Origin of the sequence: Bacillus sp. FSL L8-0193, from assembly GCF_037976065.1 — a bacterium.
Lineage (GTDB): Bacteria > Bacillota > Bacilli > Bacillales > Bacillaceae > Bacillus > Bacillus paralicheniformis.
Window position 1 is genome coordinate 4,237,205 of the sequence record NZ_CP150261.1, and the last position, 20,108, is coordinate 4,257,312.

The 20,108-nt window shown below is 47.1% G+C and carries 17 protein-coding genes; 9 read left to right on the plus strand and 8 right to left on the minus strand.

What is annotated here, in order from left to right; translation table 11 throughout:
* Positions 1-25: 25 nt before the first annotated feature.
* Positions 26-1,450: a sodium:alanine symporter family protein gene (locus tag MHH76_RS21210; RefSeq protein ID WP_020453570.1), complete on the minus strand. Its 1,425-nt coding sequence runs from the start codon at positions 1,448-1,450 to the stop codon at positions 26-28.
* A 313-nt stretch (positions 1,451-1,763) separates the two neighbouring features.
* On the opposite strand from MHH76_RS21210, the gene ald reads away from it, so the two are divergent.
* A complete protein-coding gene (gene ald / locus MHH76_RS21215; protein WP_020453571.1) occupies positions 1,764-2,894 on the plus strand; it encodes an alanine dehydrogenase in 1,131 nt (376 codons plus the stop codon).
* Positions 2,895-3,056: 162 nt separating this feature from the next.
* On the opposite strand, the gene MHH76_RS21220 is transcribed toward ald, so the two are convergent.
* From MHH76_RS21220 to MHH76_RS21245, 6 genes are all read right to left on the minus strand, one after another.
* Positions 3,057-4,331, minus strand: coding sequence for an arabinogalactan endo-beta-1,4-galactanase (locus tag MHH76_RS21220; RefSeq protein ID WP_025810526.1), 1,275 nt, complete (start codon positions 4,329-4,331; stop codon positions 3,057-3,059).
* Between the two features lie 100 nt (positions 4,332-4,431).
* Positions 4,432-6,486 carry a beta-galactosidase gene (locus MHH76_RS21225; protein WP_025810525.1) on the minus strand — a complete coding sequence of 685 codons (2,055 nt, stop codon included), beginning with the start codon at positions 6,484-6,486 and terminating at the stop codon, positions 4,432-4,434.
* 35 nt (positions 6,487-6,521) lie between these two features.
* A complete protein-coding gene (locus MHH76_RS21230; RefSeq protein ID WP_020453574.1) occupies positions 6,522-7,361 on the minus strand; it encodes a sugar ABC transporter permease in 840 nt (279 codons plus the stop codon).
* 3 nt (positions 7,362-7,364) lie between these two features.
* Entirely contained in the window at positions 7,365-8,621 is a 1,257-nt protein-coding gene (locus tag MHH76_RS21235; protein ID WP_025810524.1) for a sugar ABC transporter permease, read from the minus strand.
* A gap of 81 nt (positions 8,622-8,702) precedes the next feature.
* Positions 8,703-9,971, minus strand: a complete 1,269-nt coding sequence (locus tag MHH76_RS21240; protein WP_020453576.1) for an extracellular solute-binding protein — start codon at positions 9,969-9,971, stop codon at positions 8,703-8,705.
* A 143-nt stretch (positions 9,972-10,114) separates the two neighbouring features.
* Entirely contained in the window at positions 10,115-11,107 is a 993-nt protein-coding gene (locus MHH76_RS21245) for a LacI family DNA-binding transcriptional regulator (protein ID WP_020453577.1), read from the minus strand.
* 241 nt (positions 11,108-11,348) lie between these two features.
* Between MHH76_RS21245 and MHH76_RS21250 the strand changes: the two genes are divergently transcribed.
* From MHH76_RS21250 to galT, 3 genes are read left to right on the plus strand one after another with little or no spacing between them, the layout of a single operon-like run.
* Entirely contained in the window at positions 11,349-12,518 is a 1,170-nt protein-coding gene (locus MHH76_RS21250; RefSeq protein WP_020453578.1) for a galactokinase, read from the plus strand.
* A 14-nt stretch (positions 12,519-12,532) separates the two neighbouring features.
* Positions 12,533-13,534 carry a UDP-glucose 4-epimerase GalE gene (gene galE, locus MHH76_RS21255; RefSeq protein WP_020453579.1) on the plus strand — a complete coding sequence of 334 codons (1,002 nt, stop codon included), beginning with the start codon at positions 12,533-12,535 and terminating at the stop codon, positions 13,532-13,534.
* Positions 13,531-15,018: a UDP-glucose--hexose-1-phosphate uridylyltransferase gene (galT, locus tag MHH76_RS21260; protein ID WP_020453580.1), complete on the plus strand. Its 1,488-nt coding sequence runs from the start codon at positions 13,531-13,533 to the stop codon at positions 15,016-15,018. The genes galE and galT overlap by 4 nt, the downstream gene beginning before the upstream one ends.
* Before the next feature lie 35 nt (positions 15,019-15,053).
* On the opposite strand, the gene MHH76_RS21265 is transcribed toward galT, so the two are convergent.
* Entirely contained in the window at positions 15,054-16,226 is a 1,173-nt protein-coding gene (locus MHH76_RS21265; protein WP_043054520.1) for an ROK family transcriptional regulator, read from the minus strand.
* Between the two features lie 152 nt (positions 16,227-16,378).
* On the opposite strand from MHH76_RS21265, the gene MHH76_RS21270 reads away from it, so the two are divergent.
* From MHH76_RS21270 to gntK, 5 genes are all read left to right on the plus strand, one after another.
* The gene (locus MHH76_RS21270) at positions 16,379-16,804 is read left to right on the plus strand and encodes a MarR family transcriptional regulator (protein WP_020453582.1); all 426 of its coding nucleotides are present in this window, start codon (positions 16,379-16,381) and stop codon (positions 16,802-16,804) included.
* Positions 16,805-16,816: 12 nt separating this feature from the next.
* A complete protein-coding gene (locus MHH76_RS21275) occupies positions 16,817-17,209 on the plus strand; it encodes a rhodanese-like domain-containing protein (RefSeq protein ID WP_020453583.1) in 393 nt (130 codons plus the stop codon).
* Positions 17,203-17,637, plus strand: a complete 435-nt coding sequence (locus MHH76_RS21280; RefSeq protein ID WP_020453584.1) for an EVE domain-containing protein — start codon at positions 17,203-17,205, stop codon at positions 17,635-17,637. The genes MHH76_RS21275 and MHH76_RS21280 overlap by 7 nt, the downstream gene beginning before the upstream one ends.
* A gap of 186 nt (positions 17,638-17,823) precedes the next feature.
* Entirely contained in the window at positions 17,824-18,555 is a 732-nt protein-coding gene (locus MHH76_RS21285) for a GntR family transcriptional regulator (RefSeq protein ID WP_020453585.1), read from the plus strand.
* Entirely contained in the window at positions 18,548-20,089 is a 1,542-nt protein-coding gene (gntK, locus tag MHH76_RS21290; RefSeq protein WP_020453586.1) for a gluconokinase, read from the plus strand. Before MHH76_RS21285 ends, gntK begins: the two co-directional genes overlap by 8 nt.
* Positions 20,090-20,108 lie beyond the last annotated feature (19 nt).

The window sequence follows — 20,108 nt, forward strand, 5'->3', positions numbered from 1 at the left end:
CCTGGAAGGCAGAGCTTTCAATTGATTAATGAATTGGTTTACTTGGCGGACCCGCCGATTTGGTATGTTCATAGAAGTGATGAAAATAATCATTTGTCTCTGCTTTGATAACTTTCCAAAGCAGCAGGATGGCGATCAGGTTTGGAATCATCATCAGCGCATTCGCCATATCGGCAAATGCCCAGACGGTGACGAGGTTGGCGACCGTCCCGATGCCGCAGGCGAGGATGTAGACCAGCCTGTAGCCCGCAATTCCTTTGGAACCGGCCAAATACTCGAAGCATTTTTCTCCGTAAACATACCAGCCGACAATTGTAGAGAACCCAAAGAAAATCACCGACAGCGACACAATATATTCGCCTGCCGCGCCGAGTACTGAGGCAAATGCCGCGCTCGTCAATGCCCCGCCTTCAAGGCTGGCATTATGGGCCACGCCGGATATCAAGCCGCCAGACGGATCCCAGAAACCGGTAATAATAAGGGTTAAACCGGTCATCGTACACACCACGATCGTAACGATAAATGTCCCGGTCATTGCGACGAGCGCCTGTTTTACCGGATGATCTGCACGCGCATTTCCGGCGATTAGCGCAGCCGTCCCAAGGCCTGCTTCGTTTGAAAAAATGCCGCGGGACACCCCGTTCCGAACGGCTTCAGATACGGCAATTCCAAGGAAACCGCCGGCTGCTGCCACAGGGTGGAAAGCATAATAGAAAATCAGCTCAAAAGCCGGAATAATCTTGTCATAATTCAAAATCAGAATCAAGATCGCCCCGCCCATATAAAGAAAAGCCATGATCGGCACAAAGAAGCTGGCAACCGTGCTGATCCGCTGGATGCCGCCGAAGATGATGATGCTGACAAGAATGACGAGAATCAGCCCTGTCACCCAGTTTTCGATACCGAAGCTGTTCTTTGTAATATCGGCAATCGTATTGGATTGGACGCTGTTGCCTATCCCCAAAGCGGCAAAAGCTCCAAACAGCGCAAAAGCGATGGCGAGTCCTTTAAATCTGCGTCCGAGTCCGCGTTCGATATAATACATCGGCCCGCTTGAATATTCCCCTTTTTCATTTTTTACGCGGAATTTAACAGCAAGCAAGGCTTCCGCGTATTTCGTTGCCATGCCCAACAGCCCGACAACCCACATCCAGAAGATCGAACCCGGTCCGCCGAGTGTCAATGCCGTCGCGACACCTGCGATATTTCCGTTTCCGATCGTGGCGGCGAGCGCTGTCATTAAAGCTTTAAAATGGCTCACATCCCCTTCGGCAGCTGCGTCTTTGCTGTCTTCCTTGCCAAATCCGATCTTAAACGCATAGATCAGGCGGCGAAATTGCAGTCCTTTTAAAACAAACGTTAAAAATAAGCCTGTCCCAAATAATAAAATTAAACTGGGCGGCCCCCATAATACCTTATTAATCTTGCCTAGTATTTCTAAGATATCCATATGACTCACTCCCAACAAAGATAACGCTTTCATAGCTGCAAGAGATATTCTATCACAACGAAATATGGTTATGTTTGTGAAACGACACAAAATGTAATCGCTTACATTTGTTTTTTTAACAAAACTATTTTTTAAAGAAAAAAATTTTAATAGATAACTCCTCATATCAATCCTTTCACTTCATTCAACGTTCACCAATTTGTTAAATTTCACAAAAAAGCGCTTACATTTTTAATTTTACACACGATGCTCTTGCCGGTTCAGAGATTTATACTAGCGGTAGAATCATATTTCATTTGAGGGGGACGACATCATGATCATTGGAATTCCGAAAGAAATTAAAAACAATGAGAACCGTGTAGCCATTACGCCGGCCGGAGTAGTCGCGCTTAAAAAAAGCGGTCATCAAGTTTTAATCGAACAGGGAGCCGGACTTGGAAGCGGCTTTGAGGATGCTGACTACAAAGCAGCCGGGGCAGACATTTTGGTTGAAGCGAAGGATGTATGGGCAAAAGCGGATATGGTCATGAAGGTGAAAGAGCCGATCAGCTCTGAATACGGCTATTTCCGAAAAGGACTTGTTTTATTTACGTATCTGCACTTAGCAGCTGAGCCTGAGCTTGCGAAAGCGCTTGTGGACAGCGGCGTCACAGCCATCGCCTACGAAACGGTCGAAGTGAACCGGACGCTTCCGCTCCTGACTCCAATGAGTGAAGTCGCCGGACGCATGGCTTCACAGATCGGCGCGCAATTTCTTGAGAAATCAAAAGGCGGCAAAGGCATCCTGTTATCAGGCGTACCCGGCGTAAAACGCGGCAAGGTTACGATCATCGGCGGCGGAGTAGTCGGTACGAACGCTGCCAAAATCGCAGTCGGACTTGGCGCTGACGTCACTTTGATCGATTTGAGCGCTGAGCGCCTCCGCCAGCTCGATGACCAGTTCGGCAAAGACATTCAAACGCTTATGTCCAACCCGCTCAACATTGCGGAAGCCGTAAAAGACTCTGACCTTGTCATCGGCGCCGTCTTAATCCCTGGTGCAAAAGCGCCGAAACTTGTCACAGAAGAGATGATTCAGTCGATGTCCCCAGGCTCAGTTGTTGTAGACGTGGCGATTGACCAGGGCGGCATTATTGAAACGGTTGATAAGATCACTACGCATGACGATCCGACTTATACGAAGCACGGCGTTGTCCATTATGCAGTCGCCAATATGCCGGGAGCCGTTCCCCGTACTTCAACGATCGGCTTAACAAACGTCACTATGCCTTACGCTTTGCAAATCGCAAATAAAGGCGTTGAACAAGCAGTCGCCGAAAATCAGGCGCTCGCTCTCGGCGTCAACGTTGCAAACGGAAGCATTACCTACAAGGCCGTCGCGCGCGACCTTGGATATGAATACGTATCTGTAGAAGATGCATTTCAAACGGTAACCGCTGGTTAAGCGGACCCTATCTTTCTGTCAATTGAATGAAAACATTTTAATTACGCTTTCTGACTGTCCTTTCACGAAAAAAAGCCGGATATCATCCGGCCTTTTTTCATTCTGCTTTAAACCGCTTTCCGGCAAACGGCGTTCGCCTTCATCCGAGAAATCGGCTGCAAGTCAATTTTTGAATGGTGTTCCCGTATCAACATACTTAAATACATTCAGAGACGGCAATGGACGTCCTTTAAAATCAAACAATGCCTGATTGTCTACGGCGCTGCCGCCAAACCACTTTCCTGCGTCTTCCGGGTCGTATTCAGCGGCATAGCTTGTGGCCCAGCCTGATCCGTATGTCTCCCAAAGCGCTTTATTTTTCTCAAGCTGGCGTGCCGGTCCTACTGGAATCCATGCCGGTTCCCAATAGAAAACGCCGATTCCGGCTTCTCCTACATCGCTGACCGCTTGAATCACATCACGGACCGCGTTCGCCTGTCCTTGAACGGTGACCGGGTAATTGAGCGTTTGACCGTTTTTAGGGGCTGTATTTTCGTGTCCGTCTCCGTCTTCAGCCGTATACGTATAAGATGTCTCGGCTACCATGACCTTTTTGCCGTACGTATCCGCGACGGATGTCAGGACGGATGTTAGATTCTTCAGTGTGCCATGCCAAAATGGATAATACGAGCTTGCAAATACATCATAGTCGACATGGTGCCGGTGAAGCGTCTCGGCAATCCAAGCGTACCTGCCGGACGTCTCCGGATTGGTAAAATGCAAGGCGACTAAAATATTCGAATCCGTCTCCCGGACCGCTTGGCTCCCCGCATTGAATAATTGGCTCATCTTCGCCCAGTCCGTTTCACCGGCAAGACCCCCGTTTGTTTCGTTTCCGACCTGCACCATGCCGACGTTGATGCCCGCTGCTTTCATCGCTTCAAGGCTTTGTTTTGTATATTGGTAAAGCGCCGTTTTTTTATCTTCAAAGTTTAGGTTTGCCCATGCTTTTGGCGCTTTCTGTTTCGCCGGGTCCGCCCAGAAATCGGAATAGTGGAAATCCGCCAGCAGCTTCATTCCGTTGGCAGTGGCCCGTTTTCCGATCTGAATCGCTTTTTTCAGATCATTATTGCCCCCTCCATAGCCATTGCCGTTGGCATCATAGGGATCATTCCAGATGCGCACCCGGACATAATTGACGCCTGCTTCTTTCAGCGTTTTGAATATATCCTGTTTCTTTCCGGATTCATTGTAAAAGGCGACGCCGCTCTCTTCCAAAGCGATGATACTCGAAACATCAACCCCTTTTATAAAATCCTTGTGAAGCCCTGAAACCTTTTCGACAAAAAGGCCGCTTTCTGCCGCCTTGGAACCTCTGGCGGCTTCCGCCGGACCGCCGGTTCCAAGTGCGCCCAAAACAACAATCAGCACCACAAAAACAGCCACCACGTTTTTCATGAATCTCGCTTCTCCCCTTTCATGATTGACACACGCCAAAACGAAAACGCTTTCATTTTTTTAAGAGAAACACCCACATTAAAGCGGATGTCCCCCGGGCTTATTTTTTTGTTTTTACCGCTATTCTGGCTTCATATTTTTCCAATGTGATTTCGCCGGTCAGCGTTTCTCCGGTCAGCATATCTTTAACGGCCGACTCCAACACGACGGGCTGGCGTTTTTCTGTGAAATTCATGATGAAAATATAATCATTTTCTTCATCCTGTCTGACTTGAACGGAGACGCCAGGCTGATGTTTCACATCAAAAGCCGGTTGAATCGATAGCTCTTTGATCAATGTTTCATAAAAATCCCGATGAAATTGACTGCTTAAGCGCGCACCGATATAGTACGTCTTCCCCTGTTTGTATGAATGGCATGTAACAGCCGGCGTGTCCACATAAAAATCGTCCTCATAGAATCCCACGGGATCTGCCGTATCCAGCTTCAGCACGGTCGCATAATCTTTCAGCTCATAGGACCGGTTTTGATAACGGACCCTATTTTTGTCGCCCGGATAGAGCGTATCGGTTTCAACAGGTTCCATGCCAAACATCTCTTGCAGATCTTGCGGCCATCCGCCTAAATAGGTCAGGTCAGATTCGTTGACGATTCCGCTAATATACGTCATCACCAATGTGCCCCCGTTTGCAGCAAAGGCTTTTAAACGCGCGATTGTTTCTTCACTTGCTAAGTAAAGCATCGGAACGATCAGCAGCCGGTACGGCGAAAAATCCTGTTCCTTCGTAATCACGTCGACTGGAATATCACGCTCCCAAAACGCGCGGTAGTGCTCGTGCAAGGTTTGGGGATACCGCTTGGTTTTCATCCCGAATCCTTGTGCATCTTCGAGCGCCCAATGGGTTTCCCAATCATAGAGGATCGCGACATTCGCGGGCCGGGTCGTTCCGACGACTTCAGACAGTTCATCAAGGGTTTGCCCCACTTTTGCCACTTCTTTAAATACGCGGTTCTCGGAACAATTGTCATGGCCGACAACCGCACCGTGAAATTTTTCCGATGAGCCGCGGGATTTCCGCCATTGAAAATAGAGAATGCTGTCAGATCCGTGGGCGATCATCTGCATAGAAGACAAGAGATGCATCCCCGGCCGTTTCGCTTTATTAAAATTGTGCCAATTGACAGCGCTTGGCGTCGATTCCATTAAAAGAAACGGCTGCTGTTTCAGGCTGCGGTACAAATCATTGATAAAGCCGACTTTCATGGCCAAATCAGCTGTGCTTTCCCAATCATTGTGCCAGGCGGGATACGCGTCCCAGCTGATCACGTCCAGATGCTTGGCAAACTTGCTGTAGTCCAGCCCTTGAAATGGAATGAGATCATGCGTGTCAGCCATAAAGTTGGTCGTAATCGGAATATTCGGCGTGATTTCCTTCAACGGAACGATTTCATTTTGAAAGAAAGAGATCGTCTGATCAGTGACGAAGCGGCGCCAGTCCAAACTCAAGCCGTGCACCGCATTTTCACCGATCGGAGACGGCGATTCAATCTGTGACCAATCGTTGAAGGTATGGCTCCAAAAAGGCGTCCACCATGCATCATTCAAAGATTTAAGATCATTGTTGTACTTCTTTTTCAGCCAGTCTCTAAAAGCGTGCTGGCATTGATGACAATGGCATTCTCCTCCGTATTCGTTGGAGACATGCCACATCAAAAGGGCAGGATGGCTGCCGTACCTTTCAGCCAGCAAGCGGTTGATCTTTCTCGTTTTTTCACGGTATACGTATGAAGTGAAGCAATGATTGTGCCTTCCGCCATGCAGCTGTTTGACACGTTCCGCATTGACGCGCAGCACTTCCGGATATTTTTGCGACAGCCAAGCAGGACGGGCGCCGCTCGGTGTCGCCATTATAATCCGTCCGCCGTTCCGGTGAATGTTCTCAAACATATCATCCAGCCATTCAAACGTATAGACGCCTTCCTCCGGCTCAAGAGCGCTCCATGAAAAAATCCCCACTGAAAATGTATTCGTATGGGCAAGCTTCATCAGCTTGATATCATCTGCAAGAATATCCGGACGGTCAAGCCATTGATCCGGATTGTAGTCTCCCCCGTGAAGCATGTATTTTGCTTGTGTCGTATAAATTTTTGGCATAATACTCTCCTTTTTTAGACCATATTCTTCTCCGACTATCCTTTCGTTCCGCCTGCGGTCAACCCTGATACAAAGTTCTTTTGCAGCATGATAAAGATGACGGCTACCGGAATGCTGATCAAAATGGCGCCGGCGGCAAACGTCGTATAGCTGGCTCCCATGACTTCATTGACTAAATTGTATAAACCGATCGGCAATGTATACGACTCTGGCGTCCGCAATATGGTCGAAGACAAAACGAAATCCCCGAGCGGTCCGGTGAATCCGTTCATGGCGACGACCGCGATCATCGGTTTGGATAGCGGCATAATAATCTGCAGAAAAATCCTTGTATTGCTAGCGCCGTCAATCTTAGCGCTCTCATCCAAATCGATGGGAATGGAATCCATATACCCCTTCATCAAATACGTGTTCATCGGTATAAGCCCGCCGATGTACAGCAAAATCAGCAGCCAATGGCTGTTCATCATTCCGAGCATCTGCGCTAAAACGAAGAGCGCAACCAAAGCCGAAAATTGAGGAATCATTTGCAGCAGCATGAATAAAACTAAAGCGTTTTTTCTACCTTTAAAACGAAACCGTGAAAAAGCATAAGCTGTAAAAGAAACACTGATGATTGATCCGATCATCGTAAAGATGCTGATTTTCAGCGAGTTTATATACCATTGCCCGTATTGAAGGCTCTCTTTTCCTGCAAATAATTCTCTATAGTGATCCAATGTCGGATTTGCCGGAATGATAGAAGTACTGACCAAACTGTTGCCGGGATTAAAGCTGGCTCCCACCGTCCAAAGCAGAGGATATATGATAACGGCTGTCATAAAAACCAACAGAGAATAGGTCAGAAGGAGCCGAAAGAATCTTCTTTTCTTCATATGTTAAGCCCCCTCTTTGAAAGAATTTGTCCGTCTGAACTGCCACAGCGCGATCGAGATGACAAAGACCGACAGCAGGATCGTCAATGCGGCGGCTAAAGAGTACTGGCTCGACTGCATCGTCAATTTGTAAATCCAGGACACCAGAATGTCGGTTCCTCCCGCTGTTGACCCGGGAACAGCCGGACCGCCTCCATTGAATAGATAGATAATGTTGAAGTTATTAAAGTTAAAAGTGAATTGCGTGATGATAATCGGCGCCATTGCGATTAAAATCAGCGGCATTGTGATATGCCTGAATTTCGAAAACGCGGACGCGCCGTCAATTGTCGCCGCTTCATACAGGTCGTCCGGAATCGACTGCAGAACACCGGTCGTCACAATAAACACATAAGGAAAACCGAGCCACCCCTGCATGAGGATAAGCGCCAGCTTCGTCCAATTGGCATTCGTCATCCAAGGAATCGGATCGATGCCGAATGCGGCGAGGATTTGATGATTGAATGCACCGAAGCTGTCATTAAAGAGGCCGGCAAACACAAGAATGGTAACAAAGCCGGGCACGGCCCAAGGCAAAACCAGAATCGTCCGGAAAAATTTCTTGAAGCGGACTTCCTTCTGATTGACGACAACCGCCAACAAAATTCCCAACCCGACTTGGAGCGTGGAAGCGACAAGCGTCCAGACAATGGTCCAAGCTAAAACATCCAAAAAGGTCGACCGCCAAATATCAACGGTGAAAATTTCGGAAAACGTTTTAAGCCCTACCCAATCGACAAGGTGGGCAGGCGGAGAATGGTAGAGGTTATAATTTGTAAAAGCTAATGCAAAGCTGAACAAAATCGGAAAAACAACGGCGAAAATCAAAATGAACAGTGATGGTCCGCTGATGAGATACGGATATCCCTGAGCCATTAAATTATGATATTGTTCCTTGAGTGAACTGAGCTCCTTTTGTTCATCGCGCCGCTTTCCGTTTTGGTAGGCATCCCGCAAATTGGCGTAATAGACAGCCAGCCCAAAACCGGTGACAATCACGGCGATGATGCCTTCTGCCAATAGAAAAATCGAGTTATCGCGCGGCACTTCGGTTCCAAGCGTAAACAGGCCCCACAGCCCCATATTCAGCAAATCGCCAAAAACCGCAAAGAACGAGACGCCTAAAAGAAGGAATAACAGACCCTTTATCCATTGTTTATTGTAGAATTGGCCCAAACCGGGAATGATTGATAATAGTAAAGCTTTTTTGCGATGCTGCACCTTCTCTTTCACCTCTTTATATGGACGTCCTGATCATAAATGGCGCCAAACTTAAGACAAGTTTGACACCAATGCTGCGGCTTATTTGCTGCCGCTGTGCTTCGCTTTGATCTGTCCTTGTATCGTTTCCGCGGCTTGATCAAGCGCTTTTTTCGGTTCCGCTTTTCCGGTTGCGATCGTTTGCAGAGCCGCATCCGCCGGCGTCCATACTTCATTCATCTCAGGAATATTCGGCGTCAACTCTGAGTACTGAGATTGCTCGGCAACAGCTTGAGCCGCTTCGCTTTTTGTGACGGCAGGATCATCCGCCAGTTCTTTGACAGCGGGAACTTCTTTTGTGATCTCATATCTCTTCTTTGAGTTTTCTTTATTGGCGAGAAAGACGGCTAATTCTTCCGCTAGATCGGCATTCTTCGAATAAGCGCTTACATTGTAGCTCTTCACGCCGACAAAAGAACTCATATGTTTGCCGTTGGACAGCTTAGGCAGCTTGGCAACCCCGTAGTCGATGCCCGCTTTTTTGAACGGTTCCAGATTCCACGGACCAGAAATAATCGCTGCTGCTTTTCCTTCCGTAAACAGCGATTCCAGCACATTGATGCCTTGCTCCCCAATAATTCCGGCAGGGAACAGCCCTTCTTGATAAAACTTCTGAATGTACTCGGCTCCTTCAACCGCACCTTTGTTATTCAAGCCGAGATCAGCCGGATCATAAGTGCCGTCTGCATGGCTCTTAAAAATGTAGCCGCCGTATCCTCCCATGACGCTCTGTGCATAATAAATCTGGTCAAACAGCGCCAGGAAGCCGAATTTTTTGCCGTCAGCCGTTTTTTTCGAATACTCATACCATTCATCCAGCGTTTTCGGCAGTTCTTTTTCAGAAATCAAATCTTTATTATAGTAGAGCATCGTCGTTTCGACCGCTTTCGGCAGGCCGTAGACCTTACCGTTTGTCACCTGGGATCTCATTGCTGGTTCCGTATAGATCGATTGGATCTCTTTGTCCACCTTTAATTCCTTGATCAAACCTTCCGTTACCGCTGTTCCGATTTGATCTCCAGGCATCGTTAACACATCAGGCCCCGTTCCTGCCGGTCCATCCATCCGCAAATCTTCGATCTGCTTTGCGTAAGGCTTTTCCACGACTTTGACAGATACGCCGTGCTCTTTTTCAAACTGGGCAACGGCATCTTTAATGCCTTCGCCTTTTTCTTTATCTTCCCAGACCACGAGTTCCTTTTGCTTCGCGCCTGATGCTTCATTGCTGCTCTCTTTAGGTCCGCAGGCAGTTAAAGACAAACTGAGAGCAATCACACTGCTGATTCCAACATATTTTTTCATATTCATCATTTGTCTCATTCCTTTTATTGGATTGAAAGCGTTTCACAAAAACAATATAGCATGTCTAAGAAAAAGTGTAAACAATTATTTTACCGACTATAGTAAAATGTTTTACGAAAAAGGCGCGGCTTATGAACAGCCCGCGCCTTTTTTTAATTGGTGCTTTTCCTGACCACCAGTTCTGCACCGATATATAGCGTTTTTACAGCTTTTCTCTTTTCAAGTATTTGTTCAAGAAGCAATTCAATGGCGTTTTTGCAAAGTTCTTTAATATCGATATGGAATGTCGTCAGCGGCGGAGATACGTATTTCGCCACACTGATGTTGTTGATGCTGATGACGCTCACCCTGCCCGGGATGGCGACCCCTTTTTCATTTAAAGCCTGAAGGCAGCCTACGGCGATCGGATCCGCCGCTGTAAAGAAGGCCGTCGGCAGCTTTTCGCCCAATGTTTCAACCGCTTTATCCATCAGATGGTAGCCGTTTTCCACAGAAAATCCCCTGCGGCAAAAAATAAAGCCTTCCTCCAAGAGCCCTTTTTCCCTCATATAATCGCGAAACGTTCGTTCCCTTACGTCCATTTCGTCTTCATCGGTATTGGGATTGTGGTACGTGCCTCCGATAAAGCCGATCTTTTCATGCCCTTTTTCGATAAGAAAGTCCACCGTTTTCCTCGTCATCTGCTTTAAGTCCGGCCTGACTGAATCAAAATGATTCGGATCCGGCGTCGAATCGATAAATACTCCGTGAGGCGTCATCTGCCTTAACCGGGTTAATTCATCATCTGAAAATGATCCGACCGCAATGAATCCTTCAATGTTTTCGGGGATGGCGTCAATACCCCCCGAAATTTTATACGTCGTCAGTTCAACGTTGAATTGCTTTGCGAGCTTCTCGATTTCCAGCCTCATCGTTTTAAAATACACGTCTTCGAGTTCCTCTTTATCCGTCAGCCAGTACAGAAACGCGATGTTTTTTACCAGTGTTCTGATCGTTTTTTTGCGGTAGTTCAGGCTTTCCGCCACTTCAAATATTTTCTCCCGCGTCTCATCGGGTACGGACAGGCTTTCGTCGTTATTTAATACGCGGGAAACCGTCGAGATGGAATACCCCGCCTTTTCTGCAACATCTTTTATCGTCGCCACGATTGCAAAACCTCCATGAACATCTTTCATATTTTTTAGTAAAATATTTTACTAATTTAACGTTGATTTTTGTAAAAGTCAAGTGCTGATTGCCCTATCCCCGCCAATAAGGATTTTACATGAAAACGTTTCATTTGAAAAAACACTTTTTATTGCACCAATTGAAAACCCGTAGTAAACTGGGGTTAAACTTAATTAAATTAATTTATTAAGTCTGCACGTCAAACGAATGGGAGGATATATGAATACTGCAGCCGCTTTATCAAACGACTTTCGCTCTATTTTTAAGACAGAACAGACACCGCAAACCTTTTTTGCTCCGGGAAGAATCAACTTAATCGGCGAACACACGGATTATAATGGAGGGCATGTTTTCCCCGCTTCGATTTCATTTGGCACCTATGCCCTTGGCGTGAAACGAGATGATCAAATGATCCGTTTCTATTCAAAGAACTTCCCTGACAAAGGCATAATTGAATGCAGCTTGAGCGATTTAGCCTTTGACCGGTCTGACGGCTGGGCCAACTATCCGAAAGGAATGTTCCTTTTGATGAAAGCAGCAGGCCACCAAATCGTTCACGGCGCCGATATTTTGTATTACGGAAATATTCCGCACGGGGCGGGCCTCTCTTCTTCCGCATCGATTGAACTTGCGACAGGCGTTCTTTTAAAAGGGCTTTATGGTTTGCAGACAGACACGATCTCCATGGTTAAGCTTGGACAAAAAGTCGAAAACGAATACATCGGCGTAGGCAGCGGCATTATGGACCAATTTGCGATCGGCATGGGGAAAAAGGATCACGCGATTTTGTTAGACTGCCAAACACTTCATTACACATACGCTCCCTTCGTATTGAAGGAACACGATGTGATCATCATCAATACAAACAAACAGCGGACGCTGGCCGGATCTAAATATAATGAAAGGCGTGCCCAATGCGAAGAGGCGCTCCGCGATCTGCAGCAGGAGTTACCGATTGCAAGCCTGGGCGAAATGACGGCGGAAGCATTTGAAGCTCATCAGCACCTCATCCGAGATGAAATTAATCGAAAACGTGCCAGACATGCGGTGTACGAAAATGCCCGGACGCTGAAAGCGCTGGAAAAACTTCGCGGGGACGACCTCGCCGGGTTCGGCAAGCTGATGAATGAATCTCATATGTCTTTAAGGGATGATTATGAAGTGACAGGGCTGGAGCTTGATACCATTGTCCAGGTGGCTTGGGAACAAGACGGCGTCCTGGGTGCACGCATGACCGGCGCCGGGTTCGGCGGCTGTGCGATTGCGATTGTAGAAAAAGACCGGACAGACAGCTTTAAAGAACGCGTGAATGCCGTCTACCGCGAAACGGTTGGCTATGATGCCGCATTTTATACTGCGGCGATAGGCGACGGCGCCAAAGAAATATAGAAAGGGGAATGGATATGAGTGTGTTGGTTTTGGGCGGTGCCGGCTATATCGGTTCACACGCCGTGTATCAATTATTGGACAGGGGCGAAACCGTCGTTGTCGTTGACAACCTTGAGACCGGCCAAAGACAGGCCGTACATCCTGAGGCAGTCTTTTATGAAGGGGATGTGCGCGATCGCGACTTCCTCCGCACTGTTTTCAAAAAGGAACGTATTGAAGAAGTGATCCACTTCGCCGCCAGTTCACTTGTCGGCGAATCAATGAAAGATCCGCTTAAATACTACGACAACAATGTATCCGGGACACAGGTTTTGCTTCAGACGATGCTTGAGCACGATGTGAAAAAAATCGTATTCTCCTCGACGGCGGCCGTCTACGGAGAGCCTGAATCGGTGCCGATCACAGAAGTCATGCCGACGCGGCCGACAAGCACCTACGGGGAAACGAAACTGATCATGGAGAAGCTCATGAAGCGGACTGAAGAAGCCCATGGAGTCAGCTTTGTGTCTCTCAGGTACTTTAATGTCGCAGGAGCAAGGGAAACGGGAGAGATCGGAGAAGACCATCATCCGGAAACACACCTGGTCCCCATCATCCTGCAAACCGCTCTCGGACAAAGACCGCATATTACGATTTTTGGGGATGACTATGATACGCCCGACGGCACGTGCATCCGCGACTATGTTCATGTCGAAGACCTGATTGACGCTCATCTGTCGGCTTTGGACTATTTAAGAGAAGGCGGCAAAAGCGATATATTCAACCTCGGCAGCAGCGAAGGATTTTCGGTGAAAGAAATGATTGATGCGGCGAGAAAGGTCACCGGCAAAGACATTCCCGCCGAGATCGGCAAGCGCAGAGCCGGCGACCCGAGCATCCTGATTGCCGGCTCTGACAAAGCAAAGCAGGTCCTAGGCTGGAGGCCTTCGCGCACTTCTGTAGCAAAGATCATTGAAGACGCCTGGAAGTGGCATTCATCACATCCAAACGGGTACAGGAAGGAAGTGTCAACATGATTGAACAAGACATAGCCGGACTCATTCAAAAAGCGCTTGAAACAGGGTTAATCGAACCGGATGACGTGAACTACGCACGCAACCAAGTGATGAACCTGCTGGGTCTGGACTCGTTTCCCGAAGAAGCCCCTGCGGCTTCCGGCGACTCCATCCCCGACCTTTTGGAAAGACTCGCCGCTTATGCAATTGAACACGGCGTCATAACCGACGACGCAGACGCGAAAGACATGCTGGCGGCAAATGTGATGAATTGCTTTGTTGTAAGACCTTCTGTCATCAATGCCGTGTTTCAGCAAAAATACGAGCAATCGCCGCTGGAGGCGACCGCCTATTTTTATCAGCTCAGCAAAAACAGCAACTATATCCAGACAAGACGAATTGAAAGAAATATTTCGTATCAGGCGGATACACCTTACGGCACTATGGATATTACGATCAATTTGTCAAAGCCGGAAAAAGACCCTGAGCAAATCAAACGGGAGCGCGCCGCTGCAAAACGAGCACGCAGCTATCCGACGTGCCTGCTGTGCAAAGAAAACGAAGGGTATGCAGGACGAATCGGGTATCCCGCCCGGGCGAACCACAGGATTATTAAAGTCCCGCTCGCCGGAGAAAACTGGTATTTTCAATATTCTCCATATGCTTACTATAACGAGCACAGCATTTTATTTTCTGAGCAGCATCGGCCGATGAAAATTGATAAGCTTGCCTTTCACAGGCTGCTTGTTTTTACAGAGCTGTTTCCGCATTATTTTATCGGATCGAATGCCGATTTGCCGATCGTCGGCGGGTCTATTTTAAGCCATGACCATTATCAAGCCGGACGATATGAGTTTGCGATGACGCGCGCAGAAGACGCGTTCTCCTTTCAAATCAAACAGCATCCGGACATCGAAGCCTCTGTTTTAAAATGGCCGATGTCTGTCATCCGCCTGAAAGGAACGGCGATCAACAGCCTTGTCGATGCGGCGGATCATATTTTTCAGACTTGGAAAAACTACTCGGATCAACAAGCGGATATCACGGCTTTTACAGATGAAACGCCTCATAACACGATTACGCCTATTGCAAGAAACGTGAGCGGTGTTTTTGAAATCGACCTTGTGCTCAGAAACAACCGGACATCTGCCGAGCATCCATACGGCATATTCCACCCGCATGCTGACGTTCACCATATTAAGAAAGAAAATATCGGCTTAATCGAAGTGATGGGCCTGGCCGTTCTTCCTCCCCGCTTAAAGACCGAACTGGCAGGTGTCCAAGAATTCCTGCTCGGTCAGTCAGATGCCGTTGAAGCGCATCACCGGGAATGGGCCGAACAGCTCAAAACCGAATACGGAGAGCCGTCCGGGCCGAAGCATGCTGAATCAATTGTACGAAAAGAACTTGGCCGGAAATTTGTTAAAGCCCTTGAGGATGCCGGGGTATTCAAAAACCGCGAAGCTTTCATGCGCTTCATCCACACGGTCAATCGTCAGGGGTAAGGCTTCACCGGTGTTAAAACAGGCGAAAAAAAGGCTTATTTTAACACCGGATCAAACAGCTCCGCCAACAGCAATGAAACGGCTCCGTAAAGCGTCGCTTCATCGCCGAGCTTCGTTATCGTCACCTCTGTCTGCCTCGCTTCGGCTGTTAAGGCTTTCTGCTGTATCGTTTCTCGTATCGCCGGCAATATGAACCTCCCGCCTTTCATCACTCCGCCGCCCAGCACGATTTTGCCCGGATTGACAAGATGAATGAAGTTGGTCAGCCCGATTCCGATCATCACACCGGTTTCCCGAAAGAGTTCGATACACGTTTGGCAGCCGTTCTCGGCCATTTCAAACAAATCTTTGGCTGTCAGTCTATCCGGACTTTCTTTTAACCGTTTGTTTCCCCGCTTGGCAATCGCTTTACCGCTCACAATCGTCTGCAGGCAGCCCCGGTTGCCGCACTCGCACTTTTCTCCATTAATATCAATGATCATATGGCCCAGTTCCCCTGCGATTCCTTCCGCTCCATGGTACAGTTTTCCGTTGATGACAATCCCCGCACCGACACCGTGGCCGACGTTTACGGCCGCCATACTGCCTGCATCATCGCGGCCGCCGAACCACGATTCGCCAAGCGCCATCGCCCTGGCATCGTTTTCAACTCTGACCGTTAAGTTGAATTCTTGTTCCAGCACATCTTTAATGGGAATATTGGTTAGGTTTAAAATCGGGGCGATGCGTGACATTCCCGTTTCAGCATCGACGACCCCGTGCATTGCGATGCCGATCCCGATGATCTTTTCCTGATTGACATCGGCCCGTCCCAAAATCGCATAAACATTTTCTTTTAAAACATCAATGAACGTCTCGTTTGTCAGCGGTTTTTTCAGCAGGCTGGATGTCCGCTGCAGTATCCCTCCGGCTAAATCGGTTAAGATGCACTCCACCGTCTCAGGCCCGGCATCAATGCCAATGACATAATAGGCACCTGTGTTGATGTGCAGCATTGTCGGCTTCCTTCCGCCGCTCGAATGGCCGAGCGTGCTTTCTTTCACGAGCCCTTGTTCGATCAGCTCTTTGACAATGCTTGAGACCGTGGGAGGGGTAATCTTTGTTTCCTTGGCGATCTCGGCTCTCGAAATCGGCTCTGAAGTTCTGATTTTATTAAGAATGATCGATTTGTTCACCGATTTCATTAATTGAAATGTACCGCGTTGCATGTGAAATCCTCCATTTACACCATATCGTAGGTTTTATTGTACCACGGTTAATTAATTAAATTAACAAACGAAAACAAGAAGGCTTGCGTTCAAAAATATAATCAGTTATACTGACTATATAGTTTGGTGATTATTTTAGGTGGTGATGATTTTTGAAACAGTTAAGTCAATTTTACGGATTTTTGCTAGGAAAGGTTCTTCAGCAAATGGAGGATCAATTTGCTGATGTTCTCGCTCCGTATAGCTTGAATGCCAGGCAATTCGGAGTACTTGTATTTATTGAAGAAAACCCTTTTTCTTCTCAAAAACTGATTTCTGAACAACTGCAGATCGACCGTACGACAATGGTGAGCCATGTTGACCATTTAGAAGCTTCAGGCTTTGTGGAAAGGACAAAAAACGCAAGTGATCGCAGGGCATACAGCCTAATCCTTACTGAAAAAGGCAGCGATGTACTGTCATCATGCAAACAGGTTTTAGTACAGACAGAATATGAGGTTTTATCCCCTCTGACTGACAATGAAAAAAAATTATTTAAAGATTTGCTTTTAAAAGTATGGAAAAAGTATAAAAACTAGGAGGCATACCCTATGAATTCACTCGATTTTTTTAATGCACGTTTAGAAGCCACCATTAGTCCAATGGATTATTTTAAATCTTCAAAGAATCACCCTGAAAAATATTTTTTAATAGATGTAAGAAACGGGCCAAGCGAAGTCAGGAGTTTGACGATAAAAGGTGCTCAAGCGATACCTGAACACGATCTCCCTCATCGATTAGAGGATATTCCAAAAGATAAAGAAATCATTGTGTACTGCTGGGATGTCTGGTGCAATACGGCAGCTAAAGCAGCTAAATTTTTATTAGAAAAAGGCTATCAAGTGAAAGAGCTGACCGGAGGGATCGCGGCATGGAGAGAAATGAATTTTCCTGTGTCAGCATGCACCGAAGGGGATACTGACAAGGATGCTTGCGGATGCTGAATGGAATGAAAAGAAGGTATTGGATCGGCGTAGCTTCGCGCGATCACGTCTTGAAAGGTGTATCCGGGGGCTTTGCTCAACTTTGCCACGGAAAAGAGGCGCCTTTAAAAAGAATGAATCCCGATGATTGGATCATTTATTACTCGCCAAAACAAAATCTCAAAGATGATGCGCCCTATCAAAAGTTTACAGCTGTAGGGGAAGTGAGTGATAACAGAGTTTACAAGGTTCATGCGGGAGAAGGATTCTCACCTTACAGAAGGAAGATCAACTTTTTAAAATGCCGGGAAACGCCGATCCACCCATTCATTCCCAACCTCTCTTTCATCAAAAACAAACGGCACTGGGGTTATTCCTTTCGATTTGGGCACATAGAAATTAGCGAACATGACTTCAAACTCATCGTTAAACAAATGGTCAAAATATAAAGGGCAGCTGCTCCCTTTATATTTTTTTGCTTTAGTGGAGTATTTCGAGCGCATTGGCAAAACAAATCGTTTTATAAATGGAAAAAATTTTTCGGAAAATTTGAAATGAAAGTGTTTGCATAATCAAAATAATCGCGTTATCATACTTGTATACAAGTATACTCGTATAACTAGGAAGGTGAGTGTATGAGCCAATCTAAAAATCTTTTATATCCGGAGAAGTGGCTTTCAAGAGCTTCAACAGGTGTTCGCGTCGCATGCGAGCTGAGAATGCGCATTATTTCCGGCTTGATTGAAAGCGGTACCATTTTATCTGAAAATAAATTGGCTGCGGAATTCTCGGTGAGCCGGTCTCCCATCCGCGAGGCTTTAAAAATACTGGCATCGGAAAAAATCATCCGTTTGGAACGGATGGGCGCCGTTGTCATCGGTTTAACCGAAAAAGAAATTGGAGAAATTTATGATGTGCGTCTGGTGATGGAAACATTCGTATTCGAACGGCTTGGACGGGCCAATGTCGACGAACTGGTAACAGACCTCAGCAAAATATTGGAGATGATGAAAGTCTCCATCAAATACAAAGATGCCGACGAGTTCTCATTTCAAGACGTCTTATTTCACGAAACGATTGTCCGCTCCATCAATCATTCTTACATTTTGATGATATGGAACAATCTCAAACCTGTGATGGAAAGCTTTATTCTTTTATCCATGCGGGCCCGCTTAAAAGAAAAATACGAAGACTTTGAACGAATTCTCGATAACCATGAACTTTATATCAAAGCGATCAAAACGAAAGACAGGGATCTGATGCTTAAATCCCTACATCAAAATTTCGATGACGTGCAAGGTAAAGTTGAAGATCTGTGGCTGTCGCAACAAATGCTGGCGAAAGGGGCCGAACAAGAAAATGACTAGTTATATGTTAGGCATAGATATCGGTACGACAAGCACGAAAGCGGTTTTATTCAGTGAAAAAGGGGACGTGATCCAAAAGGAAAGCATCGGCTACGCGCTTTACACACCGGACATCTCGACCGCTGAGCAAAACCCGGATGAGATTTTTCAGGCCGTCATCCAGTCAACGGCGAAAATCATGCAGCAGCATCCTGACAAACAGCCGTCATTCATTTCATTCAGCAGCGCGATGCACAGCGTGATTGCGATGGACGAAAACGACAAGCCGCTCACCTCCTGCATCACTTGGGCAGACAACAGAAGCGAAGGCTGGGCTCATAAAATCAAAGAAGAAATGAACGGGCACAATGTCTATAAACGGACGGGAACGCCGATTCATCCGATGGCGCCGCTAAGCAAAATCACATGGATTGTAAACGAGCATCCTGAAATCGCTGTCAAAGCAAAAAAATATATCGGAATCAAGGAATATATTTTTAAAAAGTTATTTGATCAATATGTCGTCGATTACTCCTTAGCTTCGGCGATGGGAATGATGAATCTCAAAACATTGGCCTGGGATGAAGAAGCACTTGCCATTGCAGGCATCACACCTGACCACCTATCAAAGCTCGTTCCGACAACAGCCATTTTCCATCACTGCAATCCGGAACTGGCGGCGATGATGGGAATTGATCCGCAAACGCCATTTGTCATCGGTGCCAGCGACGGCGTGCTTTCCAACCTCGGCGTCAACGCGATTAAAAAAGGCGAAATCGCCGTCACTATTGGGACAAGCGGTGCGATTCGCACGATTATCGATAAACCGCAAACCGATGAAAAAGGCAGAATTTTTTGCTATGCCTTAACTGAGAATCATTGGGTCATCGGCGGGCCAGTCAACAACGGCGGGATCGTCCTTCGCTGGATCAGAGATGAATTTGCATCATCAGAAATTGAAACGGCAAAACGTCTCGGCATTGATCCGTACGATGTCTTGACCAAAATTGCCGAACGCGTCAGACCGGGTGCCGACGGACTGCTGTTCCATCCATACCTCGCAGGCGAACGGGCGCCGCTCTGGAATCCGGATGTGCGCGGTTCATTCTTCGGCCTCACCATGTCGCATAAAAAAGAACACATGATTCGCGCGGCATTGGAAGGGGTTATTTACAATCTGTACACCGTCTTCCTGGCGTTGACAGAATGCATGGACGGTCCAGTTGCCCGAATTCAGGCGACCGGAGGTTTCGCAAGGTCTGACGTATGGCGGCAAATGATGGCCGATATTTTCGAATCGGAAGTCGTCGTGCCGGAAAGCTATGAAAGCTCTTGTCTCGGAGCCTGCATTTTGGGGCTGTACGCGACAGGGAAAATCGATTCATTCGATGTCGTCTCCGACATGATCGGAAGCACGCACAGACACGCGCCGAAAGAAGAATCGGCCAAAGAATACAGAAAATTAATGCCGCTTTTTATCAACTTATCTCGAGCACTTGAAAACGAATATACACAAATTGCAAATTATCAAAGAAGCTTATCCAGCAAAAAATAGGGGAGAATTGGAGGCGTTA

What these genes read in the sequence shown, in the direction of transcription:
- MHH76_RS21210 (WP_020453570.1), bottom strand. Translation starts at nt 1,450, where the DNA reads ATGGATATCTTAGAAATACTAGGCAAGATTAATAAGGTATTATGGGGG.
- ald (WP_020453571.1), top strand. Translation starts at nt 1,764, where the DNA reads ATGATCATTGGAATTCCGAAAGAAATTAAAAACAATGAGAACCGTGTA.
- MHH76_RS21220 (WP_025810526.1), bottom strand. Translation starts at nt 4,331, where the DNA reads ATGAAAAACGTGGTGGCTGTTTTTGTGGTGCTGATTGTTGTTTTGGGC.
- MHH76_RS21225 (WP_025810525.1), bottom strand. Translation starts at nt 6,486, where the DNA reads ATGCCAAAAATTTATACGACACAAGCAAAATACATGCTTCACGGGGGA.
- MHH76_RS21230 (WP_020453574.1), bottom strand. Translation starts at nt 7,361, where the DNA reads ATGAAGAAAAGAAGATTCTTTCGGCTCCTTCTGACCTATTCTCTGTTG.
- MHH76_RS21240 (WP_020453576.1), bottom strand. Translation starts at nt 9,971, where the DNA reads ATGATGAATATGAAAAAATATGTTGGAATCAGCAGTGTGATTGCTCTC.
- MHH76_RS21250 (WP_020453578.1), top strand. Translation starts at nt 11,349, where the DNA reads ATGAATACTGCAGCCGCTTTATCAAACGACTTTCGCTCTATTTTTAAG.
- galE (WP_020453579.1), top strand. Translation starts at nt 12,533, where the DNA reads ATGAGTGTGTTGGTTTTGGGCGGTGCCGGCTATATCGGTTCACACGCC.
- galT (WP_020453580.1), top strand. Translation starts at nt 13,531, where the DNA reads ATGATTGAACAAGACATAGCCGGACTCATTCAAAAAGCGCTTGAAACA.
- MHH76_RS21265 (WP_043054520.1), bottom strand. Translation starts at nt 16,226, where the DNA reads ATGCAACGCGGTACATTTCAATTAATGAAATCGGTGAACAAATCGATC.
- MHH76_RS21275 (WP_020453583.1), top strand. Translation starts at nt 16,817, where the DNA reads ATGAATTCACTCGATTTTTTTAATGCACGTTTAGAAGCCACCATTAGT.
- MHH76_RS21280 (WP_020453584.1), top strand. Translation starts at nt 17,203, where the DNA reads ATGCTGAATGGAATGAAAAGAAGGTATTGGATCGGCGTAGCTTCGCGC.
- MHH76_RS21285 (WP_020453585.1), top strand. Translation starts at nt 17,824, where the DNA reads ATGAGCCAATCTAAAAATCTTTTATATCCGGAGAAGTGGCTTTCAAGA.
- gntK (WP_020453586.1), top strand. Translation starts at nt 18,548, where the DNA reads ATGACTAGTTATATGTTAGGCATAGATATCGGTACGACAAGCACGAAA.